The sequence below is a fragment of the Brevundimonas sp. genome, from assembly GCF_035561115.1.
Classification (GTDB): Bacteria; Pseudomonadota; Alphaproteobacteria; order Caulobacterales; family Caulobacteraceae; genus Brevundimonas.
Genome location: NZ_DATMYH010000011.1, coordinates 1 through 23310, shown reverse-complemented (window position 1 = coordinate 23310; position 23310 = coordinate 1). Strand labels below are relative to the sequence as shown.

The window sequence follows — 23310 nt, the reverse complement described above, 5'->3', positions numbered from 1 at the left end:
GGCCGATGCGCCGGCCCGGCGATCAGGGCAAGATCCAACCGGGGGCAGTTGTGGCCCGGACGCACCATGGCGGGCACAGAAAAGGGCGGGCCCGTCCGGACCCGCCCTCATTCATGTCGGAAGGACGGTCAGGCGGCGCTGTCGGGCGCGGCCTTCTTGGACTTGGTTTCCGAATAGATCAGTAGCGGCTGGGCCTTGCCCTCGATCACCTCGGCGTTGACGACGACTTCCTCGACGCCCTCGAAGGTGGGCAGTTCGAACATCGTCTCCAGCAGGATGCCTTCCAGGATGGAACGCAGGCCGCGGGCGCCGGTCTTGCGGGTGATGGCCTTCTTGGCCACGGCGATCAGGGCGTCGTCGGTGAACGTCAGATCGACGTTCTCCATCTCGAACAGGCGCTTGTACTGTTTGACCAGGGCGTTCTTGGGCTCGGTCAGGATGGTGACCAGGGCTTCCTCGTCCAGGTCCTCCAGCGTCGCCAGAACGGGCAGACGGCCGATGAACTCGGGGATCAGGCCGAAACGCATCAGGTCGTCCGGCTCGACGCCCTTGAGGATGTCGCCCGTGCGGCGCTCGTCGATTTCCTTGACCTTGGCGCCGAAACCGATCGAGGCCCCGTCGCCGCGCGCCGCGATCACCTTCTCGAGGCCGGCGAAGGCGCCGCCGACGATGAACAGGATGTTGGCGGTGTCGACCTGCAGGAACTCCTGCTGCGGGTGCTTGCGGCCGCCCTGCGGGGGCACGGAGGCGACGGTGCCTTCCATGATCTTCAGCAGGGCCTGCTGCACGCCCTCGCCCGAGACGTCGCGGGTGATCGAGGGATTGTCCGACTTGCGCGAAATCTTGTCGATCTCGTCGATGTAGACGATGCCGCGCTGGGCCCGCTCGACGTTGTAGTCGGAGGACTGCAGCAGCTTGAGGATGATGTTCTCGACGTCCTCGCCCACATAACCGGCCTCGGTCAGGGTGGTGGCGTCGGCCATGGTGAAGGGCACGTCGATGATGCGCGCCAGCGTCTGGGCCAGCAGCGTCTTGCCCGAGCCGGTCGGCCCGATCAGCATGATGTTCGACTTGGCCAGCTCGACGTCGTTGTTCTTCGTCGCGTGGTTCAGGCGCTTGTAGTGGTTGTGAACGGCGACGCTCAGCACCTTCTTGGCGTGGCTCTGGCCGATCACATAGTCGTCAAGGACCTCGCGGATCTCCTTGGGCGACGGCACACCGTCCTTGGCCTTGGAGAACGAGATTTTGTGCTCTTCACGGATGATATCCATGCACAGTTCGACGCATTCATCGCAGATGAACACGGTCGGCCCGGCGATGAGCTTGCGCACCTCATGCTGGCTCTTCCCGCAGAACGAGCAGTAGAGCGTGCTTTTGGCGTCTGTGCCGGCGGCTTTGGTCATCGAGCCTTCTCACTCCCGCGGTTCACCCCGATATGGGGCTAACGCGCATCCTTCGCGTTGATTCCCGGACAATGGGCGCAAAGGTCTTCAAAAATTGACAATCACCCATCCAGACGCCCTCCACAACCCCGGCCAAGCGTGGCCGGAGTCCGAAGCGGACGGTTCACTGTCGGGGGAGATCGCGGCGAATGTCTGACATGGGAAGTCCAGGCCTGTTTCACCAGCCGCCTCGCAAGGATCAGGCCATCGTCGCCTTCGATTTCGACGGCACCCTGACGGTTCGCGACAGTTTCACCCGGTTCCTGCGCTGGCGGGCCGGCGCCGGCGGCTGGTTCCTCGGCCTGACGCGGATGGCCCCGGATCTGGCCGCCTATGCCGGCGACCGCGACCGGGGCCGGCTCAAGGCCGCCTCGGTGCGGGAGTTCCTGAAGGGCACGCCGCGCGCGCAGCTGGAGGCCGACGCCGAGGCCTTCGCCGGTCAGGTCTGGCCCGGCTTCCTCCGCTACGACGCCCTCGCCTGCTGGAAGGACTGGGGGCAGAGGGGCGCCTATCGGGTGATCGTCACCGCCAGCCCCGAGACCACGGTGGCCCCGTTCGCCCACCGGCTCGGCGCGGAGGCCCTGCTCGGCACCCCGCTGGTGTTCGACGGCCATGATCGGGTGACGGGCGCCTTCGCTGGCCCCAACTGCCGGGGCGAGGAGAAGGTCCGCCGGCTACGGGCGACCTTTGGCGAGGATATGAAACTGGCGGCGGCCTATGGCGACACCACCGGAGACACAGAGATGCTGGCGATCGCCGACGAGGCCGGGTTCCGGCGGTTCAAGGGCTGAGTCCGGCCGTCAGCGACCCTCGGCGTCCACGTCGAAAACGACAGCCTTGCCGCGCGAGGTGGGGCTCCAGCCGGCTTCGATCACCGCCGCCACGGCGTTGCGGATATGGTCAGTGTTGACGAACTGCTTCTCGGTGTCCGGCCGCCCGTTCGGGCGCAGGGGCGGCGGGAACTGGACGACAGCCTCGCGCTTGAAGTCGGCCAGCCGCAGGGTCACGGCGACGCCCTCCCACTTTCCGCCGCTCAGGGGCCGGGGCTGTCGCCGAAGCTCCCAGTGATAGATGTCGCCGTCGACCTCGACGGTCCCGCTGTTGTCACGCGTCTGCATGGGCAGATCCCTATCACAGCGCCGCGGACGCTAGTCGCCGAATTCGGCATCCCGAAGCGCTTGGCCGATCCGCGCGACCAGCCCCGGCTCCTCGTGCATGAGCGAATGATCTCCGGACGCCAGGACGATCAGCTGCGTAGCCACGCCCTGGCGCCTGAGGGCCCGCTCCAGTCGCGACGAGGCCTCCCAGGGGACAGTGGCGTCGTTCCGCGCCCCGACAACGATTGCCGTCCCGTCGTACCCGTCCAACGCGCGTGCGATGTCAAAGCCCGGCACGTCGTCAGCGATCACCGGTCGAACCAGTCTCCCCAGCGGACCGGCCCGCGCCGCGGCTCCGGCACGCACCACCTGGTCGAAGCTCTGGAAGGTGGCGACCAGCACCACATCCGACGGCGTGGCGCTGCGTCCGGCCAGATCGCCGCAGACCGTCCCCCCAAGCGAATGTCCCCAGAACGCCAGGTCGCCTGTCCGTCCCTCGCCAAAGGCGCGGTCAACCCGCGCGGCGATCGCGGCGTTCATCTCCTCGAATTCCCGCGGCCGGCCGTCGCCGGAGCTGTCTCCGTAGCCGGGATAGTCGAAGATCCAGACGTCCCCCAGCGGCGCGAGCAACTGCACGATCTTCTGCCCGGACACCTCGCGACGGAACATGTTCCCGCCGCAGAAGACGATCAGCGGGCGGCGCTGTGCGTGCTCGAACCGGGTCAGGGCGACAGCCCCGAACGGCGCCGCAATGGTCTCTTCGGTCACCGCCAGGCCCAGCCGTCGGCCGGCGTCGGCCAGATCGACGCCCGCGCTGATGCGATAGCCTGACGCCGCCAGCCGCCGGTCGGTCGGAACGACGTCGTCGCCCGACAGTCGGTAGGGGTAGCAACCGCCCAGGACGACCGAAGTCGCCAGCAGCAGAGCGGCCGACCTGCCCACCGGACCGGCCTTCATGTCAGACCGTCTTGACGCCGTCGCCCTCGGCCTGCTCGCGGCGGTCGTAGACGTGGTCGACGATGCCCCAGGCCTTGGCTTCCTCGGCGCTCATGAAGTGGTCGCGGTCGAGGGTCTTTTCGACTTCCTCATAGGTCCGGCCGGTGTGATGCACATAGATCTCGTTCAGGCGGCGCTTGGTGTAGCGGATGTCCTCGGCGTGACGCTCGACGTCCGACGCCTGGCCGCGGAAGCCGCCCGAGGGCTGGTGCACCATGATGCGGGCGTTCGGCAGGGCCACGCGCTGGCCGGCGGCGCCGGCGGCGAGGATCAGGGAACCGGCCGAGGCGGCCATGCCCATGCATACGGTCGAAACCGGCGAGCGGATGTATTGCATGGTGTCGTAGATCGCGAGCGCCGAGGTCACCTGACCGCCGGGGCTGTTGATATACATGCTGATCTCCTTCTTCGGGTTCTCCGATTCAAGGAACAGCAGCTGGGCGCAGATCAGCGACGCCATCGAGTCCTCGAAAGGACCCGTCAGGAAGATGATCCGCTCGCGCAGCAGGCGCGAGAAGATGTCGAAGGCCCGCTCGCCCCGGCTGGACTGCTCCACCACCATGGGGACGAGGTTCATGTTCATCATTTCGATCGGATCGCGCATTCAGGCCTTCTCGGGATGCAATGGGCGCGACTCACCGGCCGCTCGCCCTCGGAACAGGATATCGCGTCGCCGGGCGGTTGGCGCAAGGCCGACGCCGGCGAACAGCGTACGGGCACGGCGCGCCTTTCCGGAGATCAGCCGCAAATCTCAGTCTGCGGCGGATTCACCGCTCTGAAGAACACGGGCCAGGCGCCGGCCGATGTCGTGCTCCTGGTGGTTCAGGCTGGCCGGGTTGCTGCGGGCCTCGTACAGCGAGATCAGGAAGGCGGCGTCCCAATCCGTCATTCGCCGGGTCGGCTGGGACGCGTCGGCGTTGAACAGATTCAGGATGGTAGGGGCGTCGCCCACCTCGGCCTCGGGATCGATCTGCGCCAGGCCGACCATGGCGATATAGTCCGCCAGGGCCGGGAAAGGCACCGCGGCCGCCTGATCGGCGTCCACCACGATGATGACGCGCATCAGGTCGTTCCGCACCGTCGAACGGGTGCGGGAAAGGCTGTCCACGCGGACGGTCAGCACCGGTGCGGCCTCTCCAAAGGCGCCCGGCGCTCCGAATGCGGGCCCCATAAGACCCTCGCCATCGAGAAGCAGCGCGGGACCGCCCGTACGCACCTCGACCGGCAGGCTGACGTGCCACCAGCGAACCGGCGCGGTCGACGACGCAAAAGCCTCAAGCGCGGCCCGGCCCCGGTCCGTCCCGCCCCGAGCCGGTCGGAAGTCGAACTCGCTCCGGTCTATGGCCCGACGAACGACGGCCTCCGCGTCGGCGGCGTGAGCCGCGATCACCAGCAGGTTCGGCTTGCACCCCGGAGCCTGCGTCTCGACGCCCAGAGACACCGCGACCTTCGCCATACGGTCGATGAGCGCCTGGGCGGCATCGGCCTTGAGGTTGGCCACACCGAAGCAGATCGGCGTTTCCCAACGCGCGAGGGAACGATGCCGCGGACCTTCGGTGGCCGCGGCCACGAAAGATCGCGCCTGTTCAGCCAGCGGCCGGCCGTCGACCATGACCGACGGGAGCTGTGCGACGGGATCGGTATTCGGATCGTCCTGCGGCGCGGACGGGCCCATCGCCAGGGCCGAAGCCACCGCCAACCATGCGAACATTCGGCTCTCTCCCGCCCGGAACTATACGGTTCCGACGCTACTTTGCCGCTATGCAGTTAGCAACTTGAAGGGAAGGCTCGACGGCAATTGAGGCCGGGCGGCGCACGCCGCCCGTAGCCGACGGCCTCAGATCTCGTCGTCTTCCTTGAGCAGCTCTTCCTTGGTGATCGGCGTGTCGGTCACCTTGGCGGTGTCGAAGATCAGGTCGCAGACCTTCTCCTCATAGATCGGGGCCCGCATCTGGGCGGCGGCGTTGGGGTTCTGGCGATAGAAGTCCAGCACCTGACGCTCCTGACCCGGATAGTTGCGGGCCTCGTTCATGATGGCGTTGTTCAGCTCCTGGTCGGTGACCTGGACGTTGTTGGCGCGGCCGATCTCGGCCAGCACCAGCCCCAGGCGCACGCGGCGCTCGGCGATCTTGCGGTACTCGTCCTTGAGCTTCTTCTCGGACTTCTTCGCGTCCTCTTCCGGCAGGCGGCCGGCTTCCTTGTCGGCCTGGACCTGCTGCCAGATGCCGTCGAACTCGGCCTCGACCATCTTGGGCGGCAGGGGGAAGTCGTGGGCCTTGTCCAGGGCGTCCAGCAGGGCGCGCTTCAGCTTGAAGCGGGCGGCGCCCGTGTACTGCTGGTTCAGATTGGTGCGCAGCAGTTCCTTCAGCTTGTCCAGCGACTCGATGCCGATGCGCTTGGCGAACTCTTCATCGACCACGGCGGGGGCCTCGGCCTTGATGGCCTTGACCTTGACGTCGAAGGTCACGGCCTTGCCGGCCAGATGGGCGGCCTGATAGTCGGCCGGGAAGGTCACGTTCAGGACCTTCTCGTCGCCGACCTTGGCGCCCTTCAGCTGCTCTTCGAAGCCGGGGATGAAGCGGTTGGAGCCGATCACCAGCTGGGTGTCCTCGGCGGCGCCGCCCTCGAAGGGCTCGCCGTCCAGCTTGCCGAGGAAGTCGATGGTGACCTCGTCGCCATCGGCGGCCTTGACGGTCTTGCCGGTCTTTTCGACATACGACTTGGCCTGGCCGGCCAGTTCGGTCAGGGCCTCGTCCAGATCGGCGTCCGACGCTTCATAGGTCGGGCGTTCCAGCTTCAGCTTCTTGACGTCGGTGGGGGTGAAGTCGGGCATGACCTCCAGGGCCATTTCATAGGCCAGGTCTTCCGTGCCGGCGATGACCTTGTCCATGTCCGAGGTCAGCTTCATCTCGGCGGGGGCGGCCGGACGCACCTTGGCGTCGTCCAGGGCCTTCTGGCTCGAGGTGTTCAGCGCGTCGTTGACGATTTCGCCCATCAGGTCGCGGCCGAAGGTCTTCTTGACGTGCGACATCGGCACCTTGCCGGGACGGAAGCCCTTCAGCTTCATCTGCGGCGCGACTTCCTTCAGCTTGGCGTCCAGCTTCTGGTTCAGCTCGGCGGCGGGAATGGTCACCGCGATCACGCGGCTGAGACCTTCGTTGGACTTTTCGACAACTTGCATGGCCGGATTCTGACGCTCTTGGGCGGCGCCTTTCAGGCAGGCGCTGCGCTGTGTGGGTAAAGCAACAAGGGCCGCCCTTGCGAGGCGGCGCCTTTGAAGCCCGCCCTTATGTCGATGACGGTCCCAAAGGTCAACGTGAGACGCGGAACAGGGGACGGTTTCGGTCGGGGCCGGGGCGCGCTATCTGGACGCCATGAGCTCCTCCCCCGCCCCGATCGGCGTCGCCGTCTTCCCGGTCACGCCCCTGCAGCAGAACTGCACCCTCGTCTGGTGCCGCAACACCCTGAAGGCCGCCATCATCGATCCGGGGGCCTCGGTGGACGCCCTGCTGGCCGCCGTGGCGAAGCAGGGGCTGACGCTGGAGGCCATCTGGATCACCCACGGCCACCTCGATCACGCCGGCGGCGCGGCCGAGATGCAGGAGAAGACGGGGCTGGACATCATCGGCCCCCACCCCGACGACCAGTTCTGGATCGACGGCATCCCGGCCCAGGGCCAGATGTACGGCCTTCCCGACGCCCGCAGCTTCACCCCGACCCGATGGCTGGCCGACGGCGACGTGCTGACCCTGGGGGATACGACCTGGGAGGTCTGGCACTGTCCGGGGCATACGCCGGGCCATGTGATCTTCTTCAACCGCGCGGCCCGGTTCGCCCAGGTGGGGGACGTGCTGTTCCAGGGCTCGATCGGCCGTACCGACTTCCCGCGCAGCGATCACGCCAGCCTGCTGAACGCCATCACCACCAAACTCTGGCCGCTGGGCGACGACGTCGCCTTCGTGCCGGGGCACGGCCCGACCTCCACCTTCGGGGCCGAGCGCCGCACCAATCCGTTCGTCTCGGATGAGGCCATGCGCCGGGCGCCCATCCCGCGCCCGGCCTCCGGTCCCGCCTAACGCGCCGCCAGCAATCCGATCACCACGCCCAGGCCGAGGGCGTAGAGCGACGCCTTGACCGGTTCCGCCTCGACGGCGCCCCGCAGACGTTCCGCCCGGGCCCGGGCCCAGTCGCGCGCCTGCCTCACGTCCTCGGGGATCGCCCGTCGCAGCGGACGACGGCGTTCGTCAGCCTCCAGAATGACGTCGGCCCGGCGTTCCAGGGCGGCCGTCGGGGTGTCGCCATCGTCCTCGATGTCCTCGACGTTGGTCGGTCCGGTCCAGGTTTCGGTCATGGAAGGCTCCTGCAAGCTGGGTGGGTCAAGCCCGTCAAACCCGCCGCCCGGCGCCCCGGTTCCGGCCAAAACGTCGCGCTCCCGGAACGTGATTGAACAGGCCGGTCCCGTGCGGCGTTTCCTGTGCAGAAGAGGAGATCGCCATGACCTACGTCGAACCCGACAGCCCCGGCGGCCAGCCCGAAATCATGCCGCCGGATACGCCGGGACCGGACCTCGATCCCGGCAGCGCACCGGAGGAGATGCCGCAGCAGGATCCCGGCGGCGGCGAGCCCGGAGACGCACGTCCCTATGGCGGGTGACGACGCAAACCCTGTGATTCGTTCGCAATTGTGTGACCGGGAAACCGGAACCGGACACGGACCGGAGGGTTCAGTCCAGCAACCGCCACCGTCGCCACGAAAGGAACCTCAGATGGCTCAAGGTCAGCCCACACGTGCTTCCGGGGTGTCCAAGCGGGGCTTCGCCTCGATGGATCCGGAACGCCAGCGCGAGATCGCCCGCAAGGGGGGCGCCAGCGTACCGAGCGAGAAGCGCAGCTTCTCCCAGGACCGCAGCCTCGCCGCCCAGGCCGGGCGCAAAGGCGGCGAAGCCTCGCACGGAGCCCGGGCTCGGGGGCCCGCCACGACCGCAGACTAGCTGGCGGTCACGACCAATGAAGGGACGGCGGCCGCGAGGCCGCCGTCCCTTTTTCATGTCAGGCTTCCAGCAGCGCCAGCGCCACCGCAGGCGCGTCGCCCGTCTCGAACGCCGCGACGGACCAGCCGGCCGCGTCCGCCAGCCCGCGCACCGTCTCCTCGGCGAATTTCCGCGAATTCTCGGTGTGGATGGTTTCGCCGCGTGCGAACCTGATGGTCTGGCCGTTGATGCCGACCGCCATGTCGCGCGTCGCCTCCAGATGCATTTCCATCCGCGACCTCGCAGGGTTCCAGACGGCCCGGTGAGCAAAGGCGTCGACATCGAAGTCCGCCCCAAGCTCGCGGTTGGCGCGCACCAGCAGGTTCCGGTTGAAGGCGGCGGTCACCCCGGCGGCGTCGTCATAGGCGGCGATCAGTGTTTCGGGCGCCTTGACCAGATCGACGCCGAGGATGAACAGGGCGTCGTCGCCCAGCAGCGAACGCGCGGCCTTCAGGAAGGCGACAGCCTCGTCCGGCTCAAGATTGCCGATGGTCGAACCGGGGAAGAAGCCGACCCGCCGGCCCCGGCCGATTCCCGTCGGCAAGGCCCCCAGATGAAGGAAGTCGCCGACCAGCGGCTCAACCTTCAGCGCCGGATAGGCGTCGGCGATCCGTTGGGCGGCCGCATCAAGGGCGTCGGCGCTGATGTCGATCGGCACATAGGCGGCCAGGTCGGACGCCGCATCCAGCACGATGCGTGTCTTCTCGCTCGCCCCCGAGCCAAACTCGACCAGGGCCGCCTCCGGTCCGAACCGTCTCGCCCATTCCGGTGACACGCGGCGCAGCAGGGCCGCCTCCTGCCGGGTCGGATAGTATTCCGGCAGCCGGGTGATCTCCTCGAACAGGCGCGAACCTTCCGCGTCGTAGAACCATTTCGGCGAAGCCACCTTGGGCGAGCGCGACAGCCCCGCGATCAGATCGCGGCGAAAACGGGCGGTTTCTCCCGGTTCGGACTCCCGCGTCAGCGGCGCCGGGGCGTCCTCGGCCAGTCGCAGTCCCATGAACGCCCACCTTTGCTGCGGATAGAAGAAGTTACGGTAAGTGACCCGCGCATGGCCCGGCGGCGTGGCGAAGGACGAGCCCCGCAACACCATCTGGTTGGCCATGAACTTGCCGTTGTACTCGGACGCTGTCCCCTCGGTCGGCCGGAAGCCGGCATAGGGGGCGTAGGGGCTGGCGGTCCATTGCCAGACCTCGCCGAAGGCGTTGGAGAAGGCGTCGGGGCGGCAACGCACCGCATGCTCCCACTCGGCCTCGGTCGGCAGCCGCCTTCCGGCCCAGCGGGCGTAGGCGTCGGCCTCGTAGAAGCTCACATGACGGACCGGCGCGGCGGGATCGACATTCACCCGCCCGGCCAGGGTCATCCGCGTCCAGCGATCTCCTTCGTCGCGCCAGTACAGGGGCGCGCTCCAGCGCTCCGTCTTCACCGCGGCCCATCCGTCCGCCAGCCACAGTTCCGGGCGGGCGTAGCCGCCATCCTCGATGAAGCCGATCCAGTCGCCGTTCGTGACCAGATCGTTGGCGAGGGCGTAGGGCTCCAGCCAGGCGCGATGGGCGGGCCCTTCGTTGTCGAAGGCGAAACCGGCGCCGCCGTGGCCGATCCCGACCAGGCCGCCGTCAAACCTGGACCAGCCGCCCCGCGACGCCTCGACCTCGCTCGATCGGGGTGTCCGTTCGTAGGCCGTCGGCTCCAGCGGCGACCGCGACATCAGGTTCAGCAGGTCCATGAGGAACAGCTCCTGATGCTGCTGGTCGTGATGCAGGCCCAGGGTGAACAGATACCGACGCCGCGGGTCGGCATCCCCCTGCCCCAGCCAGGCCGTCATTCGCCGGTCGATCTCGCGGCGGTATTCCATGACCTCATCCAGCAACGGCCGGGTCATCAGGCCGCGGTCGCACCGCTCCACCCTTTGGCCGAGCGCTTCGTAATAGCTGTTGAACAGGGTCTGGAACCGGGGATCGACCGGCTGGTAGCCGGGCTCCTCGCCCAGGATCATGGCCTCGAAGAACCAGCTGGTGTGGGCCAGATGCCATTTGCCGGGGCTGCAGTCGGGCATGGACTGGGCGGACAGATCCTCGGCGCCCAGTCCGGCCGCCAGTGCGGGCATCGCCGCCCGGACCTCGCGGTACCGGCGCAGGTCCCCGGCGATCCCCTCGGGGAGTCGCGATGGTGCGTTCATCTGGTCCGCCCCTGGCTGTTGACGCCGGACCGGCGCCCGGGCTTCGAACGGCCCACGGTCCCGGTTTGTTCCAAGTTAGGAAGGCCCCGGTGAAGCTTCAAGCATCCCGCGTCGCCTAAAGCGTGGAGATCGCCTCGATGACCTCGTCCACGGCCGTTTCCTGTGTCGCCCAGGAACAGACGAACCGCACCGAACCGTCGTCGAACCGGTAGCAGGCCCAGCCCATGTCGTTCAGCCGCTGGTGCGCCGCGGGGGGCATGCGCACGAAGACGGCGTTGGCCTCGACCGGATGGGCCAGGGTGAAGGGCGAGCGCGCGGCGACGCCCGCCGCCAGCCGCTGGGCCATCAGATTGGCGTGGGCGGCCCCGTCCTCCCAGGCGTTGGTTTCCAGCAGGCCCAGGAAGGGGGCCGCCAGGAAGCGCGCCTTGGACGCTGTCTGCCCGGCCTGTTTCAGCCGGTTGTCGATCCGGCGCGACAGGCTCTTGTCGAACATGACGATGGCCTCGGCGCAGTTGGCCCCGGCCTTGGCCCCGCCGAACACCAGCACGTCCACCCCAAGCCGTGCGATCTGCGTCAGATCGAAGCCCGCCGCCGCCGCATTGGCCAGCCGCGCGCCGTCCATATGCACGCCGCAGCCCTTCAGCTTCACCGGCTCGATCAGGTGACGCAGCTCTTCCTCGGTGTAGACCGTGCCGTATTCGGTCGACTGGGTCAGGCTGAGCGCCGCCGGCGGCTGGCGATGGCCGACCTCGGGTTCTTCCAGAGCGGCGTTCAGGGCCACGGGATCGATCCTGCCCGAAAAGCCCGGCAGGCCGATCAGGCCCACGCCCGAGCCGAAGAAGCCCGGCGCCCCGGTCTCGTCCGTGCAGACGTGCGCCGCATGGTGGGCCAGGACCGCCTCGTGCGGCCAGGCCAGCATCGACAGGGCGATGGCGTTGGCCGCCGTGCCCGAAAAGACGAAGCGAATGTCGGCGTCGGCATCCAGCCGGCGCCGGATCAGATCCGCGGCGCGGGCGGTGACGTCGTCGGCGCCATAGGCCCGCGCAAAGCCGTCGTTGGCCTCGATGAGCGCCTGCAGCGCCGCCGGCGCCATGCCCGCGGTGTTGTCGGATCCGAAATCGTAGCGCACGCCTCAGCCCTCGCTGCCGCTGTCCTGATGGGCGTCGCCCGGCGACGGGTCGCTGGACTTCCCCCGACGTCGAGCCTTGCGCGCCGGCGGCGCCTCGGGCTCGTCGTCCTCGCCATAGGGCACCGCGACCTGATGGGGGAAGGGGATTTCGACGCCCGCGGCGTCCAGCGCCTCCTTGGCGGCCTGAAGCACGTCGGCCTTGGCCTGCCAGTAGTCGTCGGACTTCGTCCACGCCTGCAGGGTCAGTTCGACCGAGCTGTTCAGCAAGGCCGTGACCCCCGCCCACGGCGCGGGATCGGAAAGGACGTGTTCGTGCGCCGCCGCCGCCTGGACCAGCGCGTCCCGCGCCGTGTTCAGATTGTCGCCGTAGCCGACCCCGATCTTCAGCTCCATCCGCCGCGTCTTCTGGCCGGACAGGTTCAGGATGGTGTCGCCGAACACCTTGGCGTTGGGCACGACGATCTTGACGTTGTTGGCGTCCGACATCTGGGTCAGGAACAGGTCCAGCCGCTGGACCTTGCCCACCCGTCCGCCGACGTCGATCAGGTCGCCGACGCGGTAGGGCCGCAGGATCAGCAGCATCACCCCCGCCGCGACGTTGGACAGCGTGCCCTGCAGGGCCAGACCCACCGCCAGCGAGGCCGCGCCCAGCACCGCGATGATCGAGGTCGTCTGCACGCCGAGCCGCTGCAGCACGGCGATGAAGCCGATGATGAAGACCAGCACCCGCACCACCTGGACCGCGAAGCTGAGCACCGTGGGGTCGTGCCGGAACCCTCGCACCCGCGACAGCGCCCGCCGCGTCACGCCCGACACCCAGCGCGAGGCGAAGACGGTGACGATCAGGATGATGATCGCGATGGTCAGGTTGATCGCGAAATCGCCGGCCATGTCGGTCAGCTTGGCGATCATGGCGGCGTCCACCGCGGCGGCCTTCTGGCCGGCGGCGACCGCCTCGTTCAGGGGAGCGACGAGGGAGGACATGAGCCGGGTCTAACGCCTCGATCCCGATTTGGAACCCCGGACCCCGCATTTCCGGCTTCGTAGTCCAGGGAGGCCGTTCTAAACCGGCGGTATGAGCGAGTCCGTGAAACTCTCCGCCCTCAAGGTCGGCGTCGACGTGCCCTGGGTGACCAGCTGGACCGGCGAGCCGGTGCTGGGCGTTCGGCCCTGCCCTTCGGTGAACGGCGCCCTGGCGATCGTCCAGGCCGACAACGCCGGCCACGGCAAGCCGCTGTATTCCCAGAACCATGCGGTGCGTCAGCGGCTGACCGTCCGGAACATGCTGTGTCCGATGTGCGGCCGGCCGACGACGCCGGAGGATCGCTATACCCAGGTCGCGCATCCGTTCGCGGCCGGCGCCTTGCGCGCCGCCGGCCGCGGCGGGGCCCTGCCGGCCGATATCGAGGACGACCGGATCCTGATCGACGCCGGCGCCATCGCGCCGCTGCACAAGGACTGCTCAAGCCGCTCGCTGCGGTATTGCCCGCATCTGAAAGCGGATCCGCACATCGACGTGCGCCCCTTCCCCCGGTCGTGGGTGGTGCTGCCGCTGACGGTGCGGGCCGAAGCGCCCCCGCAGCTGTTTCTGGCGAAGGCCGAGCCGCGCCGCGAGGTCCCGGTGATCGGCTTCCTGCAGCTGTGCGGCCTGACGGATGCGCGCGACCCGTCGTGGCGAGAACGGGATCAGCCTGCCGGCTGAGCGATCCGTCCGCCGCCGCTTTCGATCGCGTCCAGCAGGTCCATGACATCGGCGAGGGTGTTCGCCTCCCGCGCAGGCTTGTCCCAGCGGATGCGGCTGACCCGCGGAAACCGCATCGCCACGCCGGACTTGTGCCGCGTCGACCGGTTCAGCCCCTCGAAGGCGATCTCCAGCACCAGTCCGAAGTCCCGTTCGGCCCGCACCGACCGGACCGGGCCGAACCGTTCGACGGTGTGGTCGCGCACGAATTTGTCCAGCTGCTTCAGCTCATCGTCGGTGAAGCCGAAATAGGCCTTGCCGACGGGCGTCAGCGGCCCCTCCTCGGTCCAGACGCCGAAGGTGTAGTCGGAATAGAAGCTGGACCGCTTCCCGTGTCCGCGCTGGGCGTACATCAGGACGGCGTCGATGACGTGGGGGTCGCGCTTCCACTTGAACCACGGCCCCTTGGGCCGCCCGGCGATGTAGGGACTGTCCCATCGCTTCAGCATCAGCCCCTCGGCCGCCGCACCCACCGGCGGATCGGCGCGCAGGACCGCCAGATCGTCCCAGCTCGCATAGGGCACCAGCGGCGACAGATGCAGACGATCCCCGCCCCGCCCGGCCAGGGCCTCCAACCGCGTCCGCCGGTCCCGGAGCAGCAGCCCACGCAGGTCCTCTCCGTGCTCCGCCAGAATGTCATAGGCCACGATCGCCGCCGGGAAGGCCGCCATGGTCCTGGCGTCCACGGTCTTGCGGTTCAGCCGCTGCTGCAGGTCTCCGAAGGGCGCCACCGCTCCGTCGCGCCAGACCACCAGTTCGCCGTCCAGCGCGCCCTCGAAGGCCAGCCCGTCCATGACGTCGGGAAAGGCGCCCGATATCTCGTCGCCGGTGCGGGAGTAGAGTTTCGATACACCGCCTTCGCGCACCGCCTGGATGCGGATGCCGTCCCATTTCCATTCGGCGGCGAAGTCCGCCGGCGACAACCGCGGGAAATCCACCGTCTCGTCGATGGCGACCGCCAGCATGACCGGCCGGAACCGGCCCGGAGCATCGCCGCTGGGGCGGTCGGACCGCCCCTCCAGCCATGCGAAGAGATCGGCGTAGGGCGGCTCCAGCGCGTGCCAGATCTCCTCGATGTCCGAAGCGTCGACCGGTTCGAGCGCGGTTACGGCCTCGTCGCCTTCGGGATCCGGCGGTTCGCGGACGGCCCCGGGGCGCATCATCGCCGCCGCCGTCTTGGCCAGGCGGGCGGACAGGCCGACGCGCAGGCCGCCCGTCATCAGCTTCAACAGCGCCCAGCGCCCCTTGGGCTCAAGCGCGTCCAGCCAGCCCTCCAGCAGGTCCTTCACCTCGGCCCGGCTCGCGGTGCGCAGGGCCTCGACCACCTCGCCCAGTTCCGGCTCGCGATTGGGCCTGTGGTCGGGATCGCGAGGCCAGATCAGCGCGACCGTTTCGGCCAGGTCGCCGACATAGTCGTGGGACCAGCCGAACAGCACCGGATCCACCCGGGCCTCGACGGCCTTGCGGATCATCGCCGGCTTGGCGGCGTCGAACGTCAGCTCGCCGGTCAGGGATGCGAGCGCCCAGCCGCGGTCGGGATCGGGCGTCACCCTCAGATAGTCCCGCACCAGCACCAGCTTCGCATTGCGCGACGCCGTCAGAGACAGTCGGTCCAGCAGTTCGGCGAAGGCGCGCATCGGACCTCATGTAAGCAGCTCGAACCCAAACGAAAAACGCCCCGGAGGTTTCCCTCCGGGGCGTCGTCCTCGCCGGCGCGGGCCGGTCAGTTGAACAGGCTTGCGATCACTGCGGCGACCAGGCCGTTGTTCGAGTTGGACAGGACCATGTCATTGCCGCTGCGGACGTATTGATAGCCGCGGGGCGGGGCGCGCAGGCCGTAGCGGCTGTAGTCGTCCACGACATACTGGTCCGAGCGATAGGAAGACGGCATGCTCTGACCATAGGCCCACTGGCGGGTCTGATGTCCGCGCGGCGCCTGGTAACGGCCGGCGCTGTAGCGGCGCTCGGCCCGCTGCCAGCGAGCGTAGGCGCGCCGTTGCTGGCGAGCGTCGCGGCGGTCCTCGCGGGAATCCTGGCGCCATTCGCGACGTTCGCTGCGATCGTCGTGACCATTCTGGCGATGTTCATGGTGGCCACGCGACTGGGCTTCGGCGGCGGAGGCCGCGCCGATCGAGCTCATGGCGAGCGTCGCGGCGATGGCGGCGGTGAGAATCTTCTTCATCAGATGTCTCCAGGTGCGGCCGAAGGATTTCGACTGCCCGCACTCTGGCCCCCGGCTCTTGAGCCGGGTGTGAACGTCCCTGGTCAGCCGCCGTTCAGACGGCGGTCGCCTTTGGAACGCTATTGGCGTCCTGCGTCAGGCCGCGGCGGCCTGCGGGTTCTCGATACAGCTGCGGACGCCGGCCCGGCCGCCGCCGACCCGGTTCATCAGATCGGCCAGGGCCGAGAAGTCGATGGGCTTGTTCAGGTAGGCGTCGGCGCCGGCGTCCAGGCCCGCGGCGTGGTCCTCGCTGCGGGCCGAGGCGGACAGCACGACGATGGGCGTCTCACGGTTGGCGCCGGCGCCGGCGCGGATGGCCCGCGTGGCGGTCAGGCCGTCCATCACCGGCATGTTCACGTCCATGATGATCAGGTCGAAAGTCTGGTCCTGCGCGATCGAGACGGCGATCTGGCCGTTCTCGGCGCTCGTCGAGGCATGTCCGGCCGAGCCCAGCCAGGCCTCCAGGATCATGCGGTTGACCGGGTGGTCCTCGACCACCAGCACGTTCAGCGCCTGACCGTCGTCCACCTCGGCGTGGATCGGTTCAGCCGCTTCCTGACGCGCCCATTCGACGACGTCGGACTCGACCGAGAAGGTGAAGGTGGAGCCCGCGCCGACGCTGGAGGTCACGCTGATGTCGCCTCCCATGATGTTGGCCATGCGGCGGGCGATTGTCAGGCCCAGACCGGTGCCTCCGAAGCGGCGGGTCGAGGAGCCGTCGACCTGGGTGAAAGGCTGGAACAGCCGCGCCAGATCTTCGGGCGAAATGCCGGCGCCGGAATCGGTCACCGCGAAGTCGAACCGGACCCTGCCCTCGGCCAGGCGCTCCCCCCGCACGACATAGGTGACGTCGCCGCGGTCGGTGAATTTCACGGCGTTCGACAGCAGATTGTGGATGACCTGGCAGACCCGCAGGGGGTCGCCGCGGACCACGGAGGGAATGTCGCCCTCGAAACGGGTCGCGAAGGTCAGGCCCTTGGCCTCGGCCTGGGCCTGGAAGGGCCCCGTCACGCGCTTGTGCAGATCCTCGACGGACACGTCGACGATCTCGAACGTCATCTTGCCCGCTTCGATCTTGGTCATGTCCAGGATGTCGTTCAGCAGGCTCAGCAGATTGTCGCCGGAGTTGCGGATGATCGACAGATATTCCCGTTGCGTGGGCTCCAGACGGGTGGCTCCCAGCAACTGGGCGGCGCCGAGGACTCCGTTCATGGGCGTGCGAAGCTCGTGCGAGATGACGCCCAGGAAGCTGGACTTGGCGTCATTGGCGGCGTTGGCCCGGTCGCGCGCGGTTTCCAGTTCCTCGATCAGATGCGCCTGATGCTCCTGGAAGGCGCGGATGCGCTCCTCCCGCAGCATGGTCATCATGACCAGCACCACCAGGCCTGCGCCCGTGAACGGAACGACGGCCAGAAACTGCCAGAAGGTCGGCGTGCCCCACAGGCTCGCGGCGATGACCAGGCCGGCGATGCCGTAGGGCGACGAAATCACGATGGCCTGGCGCGGCGAGCTGCGCAGCTGGGCGAACACCAGCACATAGCCTGACACCAGCAGGGCCATGGCTAGCGAGTGCCCGAATTCGGCGCCGGAGAACCAGGCCAGCAAGGGCGCCGTGGCCCATGCCGCGGTAGTCGCGGTCGCCACAGCGGGGAACACCATGCCCCAGCCAGCGCCCACCCGGTCGCTGATGCGCTTCTCGACTGCGCCCCGGATGGCGCCGGCGGCCACCGTGCCCACGAACCAGAGAGCGGCGGTGCTCAGGCCGACGGTGGCCAGCAGGCCCAGGGCCCACGTGCCGATGATCATATAGCGAAGGTATTGGGTCTGCAGAATCGCGCGCAGCGCCTGCGCGGCTTCGCCAGCGCCCGGTTCGCCGGTGATAGACTTGGCGATGCCGTCGGATTCCACCATGCGCGCGCCCAGCCCCGTTAAGTCCCGGGGCCGAACGCTATGGGCAAGTCTCTAAGACGAGATGAACGATGACGGTTCTGTAAGGTCGATGTTCGACGAACGTCAGGCGCCCGCTTCCGCCGGCGTCAGCGCCCGTATCGACAAGGCGTGCACCGGCCCGGCCAGTTCGGCCCGCAGCAGATCGTTGACCGCGCGCTGTCGCTGCACCCGTCCCTGGCCCTCGAACGCCGCCGCAACCACGATCAGGTTGAAGTGGCTTTCGCCCCCGGGCTGGCCATCCAGCCCGCCTTCATGGTGGTGTCCGGCGTGCCGGGCGCTGTCGTCCTCGATCACAAGCCGGTCGGGAGACAGGCCCGCCGTCAGTTTTTCCCGGATAATCGTCGCAATCGGGCCTTCCGGCATGGGTGTGTCCTTGTTGGTGACCAATTCGACCCTACACTTGCACCGATGTCATCCGAGTTTGAATACAAGCCCCGCTTCAAGGACATGCGGATCAAACCGCCACGCCCCGAAGAGGAGGCGGCGGAGGCCGACGTCCTGCACCTCAAGCCCGGCGAAAAGCCGTGCCAGTGGCCGGACTGCCGCGCGCCCGCCACGGCCCGGGCGCCCAAGTCGCGCGAGCGGCTGAACGACTTCTATGATTTCTGCCAGCGCCACGCGGGCGAGTACAACAAGGGCTGGAATTTCTACGCCGGCATGAGCGACGGCGAAGTCCGGGCGGCCAAGGAAAACGAGGCCATGACCGGCGGCCGTCCGACCTGGGAGATGAAGGCGGGCAAATTCAGCCGCGAGGCCGCCGCCTTCGCCTCGAAAATGGGCACGGCCAACAACAAGGGGACTGGCAGCTGGCAGGATAGCTTCGGCCTGTTCGGCCGGCGCATGAAGGAACAGGCCGGACCCGCGGGCGAGGACACGCTTCGCCTTGGCAAGCTGGAGCGCGCGGCCCTGACGACGCTCGACCTCGACGCCCGCACCAACAAGGCCGGGATCAAGGCGCGCTATCACGAGATGCTGAAACGCTTCCACCCCGACCTGAACCAGGGCGACCGCGGGGCCGAGGCCAAGCTGCAGAGCGTCATCAAGGCCTACAAGACGCTGAAGAAGGCGGGACTGGCCTAGCGCGGCGCGTCCGGGCGCCTAGCTATGAGGCCCCTGCGCAGGAGCCGTCCCATGGAAGTCCTCTACAAAGCCCACGCTGTCGCCTCGGGCGGCGGCCGCGACGAAGGCCGCTCGGCCACCGACGACGGCAAGATCGACGTCCTGTTGTCGGTCCCCCCGGAAATGGGCGGCAAGGGCGGCGCCGGGACCAATCCGGAGCAACTGTTCGCCACCGGCTACGCCGCCTGCTACCTCGGCGCCCTGCGGCTGGTCAGCGGCAAGGCCGGGACGCCGGTCGGGCCCGGCACCAGGGTCCATTCCACCGTTGGCTTCGGCAAGAACACCCGCGGCGAGGGCTTCAACCTCGACATCGCCCTGAAGGTCACCGACCACGGCCTCGATCAGGCCGTCATCGACGACCTGATCCAGAAGGCGCATCAGGTCTGCCCCTATTCCAACGCCACACGCGGCAATGTCGACGTGGCCCTGAGCGCCGCCTAGTCCAGCGTGGTCCGGTAGCGCAGCATCGCCAGCGCCCCCACCACCAGCACGAACAGGGCCAGGGCGAACAGGCTGGGGCCGGCGTTCTCCAGCCCCACGCCCTTGAGCAGCGATCCCCGCACCACCCGCAGGAAATGGGTGACGGGGATCGCCGTGCCGATCGCCTGGGCCCACTCCGGCATGCCCCGGAACGGGAACATGAAGCCCGACAGCAGGATCGACGGCAGCATGTAGAAGACGCTCATCTGCATCGCCTGCAACTGGGTCTTCGACACCGTCGAGATCAGGAAACCCAGCGACAGGGAGCCGATGATGAACAGCATCAGCCCCGTCCCCAGTGCGATCCAGCCGCCGCTCATCGGCACCTGGAACAGCAGCCGCGCCATGATCAGGATCACCACCGCCTGGACCACGCCGACCAGCACATAGGGCGTCAGCTTGCCGACCATGACCTCCAGCGGCCGCACCGGCGTGGCCAGCAGACTCTCCATCGTGCCCCGCTCGCGCTCGCGGGCCATACCCAGCGAGGTCATCATCACCAGGGTCATCGACAGGATCACGCCCAGCAGCCCGGGCACGATGTTGTAGGCGGTAATGGCCTCGGGATTGTAGCGCCGGTGCACGACCACCTCGAACGGCGGCCTTCCCGGCGCGCGCGCCGCCAACGGTCCGGTCAGCTCGCGGACGAGCGCCTGCGACGGCAGGCTGGCCAAGGCCGCCACCGCGCCCGAGGTCGCCGACGGATCGGTGGCGTCCGCCTCGACCAGGATCTGCGCGGCGTCGCCCCGCACCACCCGCGCGGTGAAGTCGGCGGGAATGATCACCGCGAACTGGATCCGGCCCCGCGCCATGGCCCGGTCCAGTTCGGCCTGGCTGCGCGCCTGCAGGGTGATGTGGAAATAGCCGCTGTTGTCCATCGCGGTCAGGATCGAGCGCGAGAAGCCGCCGTTGTCCTGCACCAGCACCGCCGTGGGCAGGCGCCGCGGATCGTCGTTGATCGCATAGCCGAACAGCAGCAGCTGGATGATCGGCAGCAGCAGGATCATCGCATAGGTCAGCCGGTCGCGCGTCAGCTGGGTGAACTCCTTGGCCATCACGGCCCAGGTGCGGGTCAGGGAGATCATGCCGCCCTCCCCTGTCCCGCCTCAAGGTCGTGGATCAGCTGGATGAAGACGTCCTCCAGCGTCGGCTGCGTCTCGGTCCAGTCCAGCGGCGGCTTGCGCCAGGGCCGGATCGCCGCCTCCAGCGCCGCGCGGTCACGGCCTGAGACGTGCAGGGTGGTCCCGAACGGCGCCGCCATCTCCACGCCCGGCCGGCCGCGCAGTTCGGCCGCCAGCCGGTCGGCTCCCGGGCCCTCGGCGTGGAAGGTGACCAGGCCCGAGGCCTCGATCACCTCGTCCGCTGTACCCCGCGCCAGCGTCCGGCCGCCGGCGATATAGGCGATCTCGTGACAGCGTTCGGCCTCGTCCATGTAGTGGGTCGAGACCAGCACGGTCATGCCGGCCGCCGCCAGTCCGTGGATCTCGTCCCAGAAGGTGCGCCGGGCCTCGGGGTCGACGCCCGCCGTCGGCTCGTCCAGCAGCAGCAGGTCGGGCTCGTGCAGGGTCGCCGCCGCCAGCGCCAGCCGCTGTTTCCAGCCACCCGACAGGTTTCCCGCCAGCTGCGCCCGCCTCGCCGTCAGCCCCAGGCCGTCCAGCGCCGCCTGCACCCGCTCGCCCCGCCGGTCCAGCTCGTGCACCCGGGCCATGAAGGTCAGGTTCTGCTCGATCGACAGGTCTTCGTAGAGCGAGAATTTCTGCGTCATATAGCCGACGCGCTGCTTGATCAGCCGCGACTGCCGCATGACGTCATAGCCCAGCACCGTCCCCTCGCCGCTGTCGGGCGTCAGCAGGCCGCACAGCATGCGCAGGGTCGTGGTCTTGCCCGCGCCGTTGGGTCCCAGGAAGCCGCAGATGCGGCCCCGGTTCACGGTGATGCCGAAATCCTTCACCGCATGCAGCGCCCCGAACGACTTGTTCAGCCCGCGCACGTCGATGACCTTTTCAAAGCCCTCCCCCTCGAGGGGGAGGGGAGTCGATCTCCGCCGATCCGTCATTGGCCTGTTCCAAGCGGCGCCACGTCCACCGGCAGGCCGGGGTTCAGCGTCGCCGCGTTCGCCGGCAGGGCCTCGACACGATAGACCAGCCGGTCGCGGCTGCCCTTGCTGTACAGCACCGGCGGCGTGAACTCGGGCCGGGCGCTGACCCAGGTGATCCTCGCCCTGCCCTGCGCCGCGCAGCCGTCACAGCGGAAGCTGACCGTCCGGCCGGGTCGGTACCGCGCCATCTCGGCCTCGGGCACGAAGAAGACCAGCTTGACCTCGCCGTCCGGCAGCAGGGCCAGGATCGGCGCATTGGCCGCCGCCCATTCGCCGGGCCGGTAGAAGATCTCTTCCACCCGCGCCGCTCCGGGCGCCAGCGGGGCCAGCTGGCCCAGCCGGACATTGGCCTCGTTCAGCCCGCCCCCGGCCTGGACCGCCTGCTGTTCGGCCTGGCGCAGCGCATCCTCGCGCGCGCCGAGGGTCGCGACCTCGCGCCGCCGTCGCACCGCCGCGGTCTGGGCCCGGGCCGCGTCGCGCGCCGCCCGCACCTGATCCAGCCGCGCCGGCGCATAGATGCCGCGCCGCACCAGCGGCTCGATCCGCGCATAGTCAGCCTCGGCCACGCGCTCGGCCGCCAGCGCCGCCTGCAGCTCGGCGTCGAACACCGACAATTCCTCGGCCCGCTGGCCCTTGCGCAGATCCTCGGCCCGCGCCTCGGCCGCGCCGACGGCGGCCGCCGCTCCCTCGGCCTGGGCCCGCTGGATGCCGGGATCGATCAGGAAGGTGCGCCCGCCCGCCGCCACCCGCTGGCCCTCGCGTACATACAGCGTCGCCACCGCGCCCGAGACCGGCGCGGCCAGATAGATCCGCTCGCCCTCGATATAGCCGGTCAGCGTCCGCGCCTCGCCGTCGCGCAGGAACAGCAGCCAGATCAGCACGCCGACGACGGCGATCGCGCCCAGCGCCAGCACGGGCCGCAGCCCCGATTTCGGACGCGTCATGGCTTCATCCCCCTCAGGACCGTATCCAGATGCTGGTCGGCCAGTTTCGCCACATCGACGGGTTCGGCCCCGATCGGCTCGAACGTCTCGCGCCAGACCATCGACAGGATCATCGGCCCCATGATTCCAAAGGCGAACAGGCGCGGATCGCCGGGCCGCACCTCGCCGCGTTCCTGGGCCGCCGCGATCAGGCCGCTCATCAGCACGATGCCGGGCTGAACCACCGTCTCGTGCCAGATGGTCGCCAGTTCGGGATGGTTGCGGCTCTCGGCGATGACCAGCTTGACCACGCCGGTGATGCGCCGGTCGGTCACCACGGTGCGGGCCAGCATGCCGACGCCCATGCGCACGGCCTGCTCGAACGGCACGGCGGCCGTCGCCATCATCTTCACCCGTTCCAGATTGGGCGAGATGGCGTCGGTGACGACGGCGCGGAACAGGTCGGCCTTGGTCTCGAAATACAGATACAGCGCGCCCTTGGACACGCCGGCGCGTTTCGCCACCTCTTCCAGCCGCGCGGCCTGGAAGCCGCGCTCGGCGAACACCTCCAGCGCGGCGGCGAGGATTTCGGCCGGGCGGTCGGCGGGTCGACGGCGGAATTTGGGTTCGCCCAGGGGAAGCACGGGAGGCCTCTAATAACTGACCGGTCAGTTAGTATTATCAACGAATGCTGTTGTAAAGGCTCATCCCCCTCCGCTCATCCCCCTCCGCTCATCCCGGCGAAAGCCGGGACCCGGTCCTTTCGTCAGGACCCTGTCGGACGGGATTGACGGCCTGCGCACCCGGTTCCTCCGATCGCTCAAAACACTGGGTCCCGGCTTTCGCCGGGATGAACGGATTTGAAGATGGCTGGACCCCGCCGCCCCGGTTTTCTAAGGGATGACC

Annotated in this window: 25 protein-coding genes; 7 read left to right on the top strand and 18 right to left on the bottom strand. The window is 68.5% G+C overall.

Annotated elements, in window-relative coordinates; all coding sequences use genetic code 11:
- Positions 1 to 128 precede the first annotated feature (128 nt).
- Complete coding sequence (gene clpX / locus VN378_RS01315; RefSeq protein ID WP_055832584.1) at positions 129 to 1403, bottom strand: ATP-dependent Clp protease ATP-binding subunit ClpX; 1275 nt, start codon at positions 1401 to 1403, stop codon at positions 129 to 131.
- A 188-nt stretch (positions 1404 to 1591) separates the two neighbouring features.
- On the opposite strand from clpX, the gene VN378_RS01310 reads away from it, so the two are divergent.
- Positions 1592 to 2233: an HAD-IB family hydrolase gene (locus VN378_RS01310; RefSeq protein WP_325740226.1), complete on the top strand. Its 642-nt coding sequence runs from the start codon at positions 1592 to 1594 to the stop codon at positions 2231 to 2233.
- Between the two features lie 9 nt (positions 2234 to 2242).
- Here the strand turns inward: VN378_RS01310 and VN378_RS01305 are convergent, their stop codons facing one another.
- From VN378_RS01305 to tig, 5 genes are all read right to left on the bottom strand, one after another.
- Entirely contained in the window at positions 2243 to 2560 is a 318-nt protein-coding gene (locus VN378_RS01305; protein WP_325740224.1) for a hypothetical protein, read from the bottom strand.
- A gap of 30 nt (positions 2561 to 2590) precedes the next feature.
- Positions 2591 to 3496, bottom strand: coding sequence for an alpha/beta hydrolase family protein (locus VN378_RS01300; RefSeq protein ID WP_325740222.1), 906 nt, complete (start codon positions 3494 to 3496; stop codon positions 2591 to 2593).
- 1 nt (position 3497) lies between these two features.
- Positions 3498 to 4139, bottom strand: a complete 642-nt coding sequence (locus VN378_RS01295) for an ATP-dependent Clp protease proteolytic subunit (RefSeq protein ID WP_325740220.1) — start codon at positions 4137 to 4139, stop codon at positions 3498 to 3500.
- Between the two features lie 147 nt (positions 4140 to 4286).
- The gene (locus VN378_RS01290; RefSeq protein WP_325740218.1) at positions 4287 to 5246 is read right to left on the bottom strand and encodes a hypothetical protein; all 960 of its coding nucleotides are present in this window, start codon (positions 5244 to 5246) and stop codon (positions 4287 to 4289) included.
- A 126-nt stretch (positions 5247 to 5372) separates the two neighbouring features.
- Entirely contained in the window at positions 5373 to 6716 is a 1344-nt protein-coding gene (gene tig / locus VN378_RS01285) for a trigger factor (protein ID WP_325740216.1), read from the bottom strand.
- A gap of 193 nt (positions 6717 to 6909) precedes the next feature.
- Here tig and VN378_RS01280 point away from each other — a divergent pair, with 193 nt between their 5' ends.
- The gene (locus tag VN378_RS01280; RefSeq protein WP_325740214.1) at positions 6910 to 7611 is read left to right on the top strand and encodes an MBL fold metallo-hydrolase; all 702 of its coding nucleotides are present in this window, start codon (positions 6910 to 6912) and stop codon (positions 7609 to 7611) included.
- Here the strand turns inward: VN378_RS01280 and VN378_RS01275 are convergent.
- Positions 7608 to 7886: a hypothetical protein gene (locus VN378_RS01275; protein WP_325740212.1), complete on the bottom strand. Its 279-nt coding sequence runs from the start codon at positions 7884 to 7886 to the stop codon at positions 7608 to 7610. The genes VN378_RS01280 and VN378_RS01275 overlap by 4 nt on opposite strands.
- A 143-nt stretch (positions 7887 to 8029) precedes the next feature.
- Here VN378_RS01275 and VN378_RS01270 point away from each other — a divergent pair, with 143 nt between their 5' ends.
- Both VN378_RS01270 and VN378_RS01265 read left to right on the top strand, forming a co-directional pair.
- A complete protein-coding gene (locus VN378_RS01270; protein ID WP_325740210.1) occupies positions 8030 to 8188 on the top strand; it encodes a hypothetical protein in 159 nt (52 codons plus the stop codon).
- 112 nt (positions 8189 to 8300) lie between these two features.
- A complete protein-coding gene (locus VN378_RS01265) occupies positions 8301 to 8525 on the top strand; it encodes a general stress protein (RefSeq protein WP_325740208.1) in 225 nt (74 codons plus the stop codon).
- 58 nt (positions 8526 to 8583) lie between these two features.
- On the opposite strand, the gene egtB is transcribed toward VN378_RS01265, so the two are convergent.
- The 3 genes from egtB to VN378_RS01250 form a co-directional block, all read right to left on the bottom strand.
- A complete protein-coding gene (gene egtB / locus VN378_RS01260; protein WP_325740206.1) occupies positions 8584 to 10743 on the bottom strand; it encodes an ergothioneine biosynthesis protein EgtB in 2160 nt (719 codons plus the stop codon).
- A gap of 115 nt (positions 10744 to 10858) precedes the next feature.
- Positions 10859 to 11872 (bottom strand): threonine aldolase family protein, encoded by a 1014-nt coding sequence (locus tag VN378_RS01255; RefSeq protein ID WP_325740204.1) that lies wholly within the window; start codon positions 11870 to 11872, stop codon positions 10859 to 10861.
- 3 nt (positions 11873 to 11875) lie between these two features.
- Complete coding sequence (locus VN378_RS01250) at positions 11876 to 12856, bottom strand: mechanosensitive ion channel family protein (protein WP_325740202.1); 981 nt, start codon at positions 12854 to 12856, stop codon at positions 11876 to 11878.
- Positions 12857 to 12959: 103 nt separating this feature from the next.
- On the opposite strand from VN378_RS01250, the gene VN378_RS01245 reads away from it, so the two are divergent.
- Positions 12960 to 13574: a hypothetical protein gene (locus tag VN378_RS01245; protein WP_325740201.1), complete on the top strand. Its 615-nt coding sequence runs from the start codon at positions 12960 to 12962 to the stop codon at positions 13572 to 13574.
- On the opposite strand, the gene VN378_RS01240 is transcribed toward VN378_RS01245, so the two are convergent.
- The 4 genes from VN378_RS01240 to VN378_RS01225 all read right to left on the bottom strand — a co-directional run bounded on the left by VN378_RS01240 (position 13559) and on the right by VN378_RS01225 (position 18147).
- On the bottom strand, positions 13559 to 15250 hold the full coding sequence (locus tag VN378_RS01240; RefSeq protein WP_325740199.1) for a cisplatin damage response ATP-dependent DNA ligase: 1692 nt from the start codon (positions 15248 to 15250) through the stop codon (positions 13559 to 13561). The genes VN378_RS01245 and VN378_RS01240 overlap by 16 nt on opposite strands.
- A gap of 86 nt (positions 15251 to 15336) precedes the next feature.
- The gene (locus tag VN378_RS01235; RefSeq protein WP_325740197.1) at positions 15337 to 15795 is read right to left on the bottom strand and encodes an RcnB family protein; all 459 of its coding nucleotides are present in this window, start codon (positions 15793 to 15795) and stop codon (positions 15337 to 15339) included.
- 135 nt (positions 15796 to 15930) lie between these two features.
- Positions 15931 to 17745, bottom strand: a complete 1815-nt coding sequence (locus VN378_RS01230; protein ID WP_325740196.1) for an ATP-binding protein — start codon at positions 17743 to 17745, stop codon at positions 15931 to 15933.
- A gap of 102 nt (positions 17746 to 17847) precedes the next feature.
- Entirely contained in the window at positions 17848 to 18147 is a 300-nt protein-coding gene (locus tag VN378_RS01225) for a BolA family protein (protein ID WP_325740300.1), read from the bottom strand.
- A 45-nt stretch (positions 18148 to 18192) separates the two neighbouring features.
- Between VN378_RS01225 and VN378_RS01220 the strand changes: the two genes are divergently transcribed.
- Together VN378_RS01220 and VN378_RS01215 are read left to right on the top strand one after the other, a co-directional pair.
- Entirely contained in the window at positions 18193 to 18864 is a 672-nt protein-coding gene (locus tag VN378_RS01220) for a J domain-containing protein (protein ID WP_325740194.1), read from the top strand.
- Positions 18865 to 18915: 51 nt separating this feature from the next.
- Positions 18916 to 19344: an organic hydroperoxide resistance protein gene (locus VN378_RS01215; protein WP_325740192.1), complete on the top strand. Its 429-nt coding sequence runs from the start codon at positions 18916 to 18918 to the stop codon at positions 19342 to 19344.
- Here the strand turns inward: VN378_RS01215 and VN378_RS01210 are convergent.
- From VN378_RS01210 to VN378_RS01195, 4 genes are read right to left on the bottom strand one after another with little or no spacing between them, the layout of a single operon-like run.
- Positions 19341 to 20468 (bottom strand): ABC transporter permease, encoded by a 1128-nt coding sequence (locus tag VN378_RS01210; protein ID WP_325740190.1) that lies wholly within the window; start codon positions 20466 to 20468, stop codon positions 19341 to 19343. The two genes, VN378_RS01215 and VN378_RS01210, sit on opposite strands and share 4 nt — an antisense overlap.
- Positions 20465 to 21439 carry an ABC transporter ATP-binding protein gene (locus tag VN378_RS01205; RefSeq protein WP_325740188.1) on the bottom strand — a complete coding sequence of 325 codons (975 nt, stop codon included), beginning with the start codon at positions 21437 to 21439 and terminating at the stop codon, positions 20465 to 20467. The genes VN378_RS01210 and VN378_RS01205 overlap by 4 nt, the downstream gene beginning before the upstream one ends.
- Complete coding sequence (locus tag VN378_RS01200; protein ID WP_325740186.1) at positions 21436 to 22425, bottom strand: HlyD family secretion protein; 990 nt, start codon at positions 22423 to 22425, stop codon at positions 21436 to 21438. The genes VN378_RS01205 and VN378_RS01200 overlap by 4 nt, the downstream gene beginning before the upstream one ends.
- Entirely contained in the window at positions 22422 to 23048 is a 627-nt protein-coding gene (locus tag VN378_RS01195; RefSeq protein WP_325740184.1) for a TetR/AcrR family transcriptional regulator, read from the bottom strand. The genes VN378_RS01200 and VN378_RS01195 overlap by 4 nt, the downstream gene beginning before the upstream one ends.
- Positions 23049 to 23310: the final 262 nt, after the last annotated feature.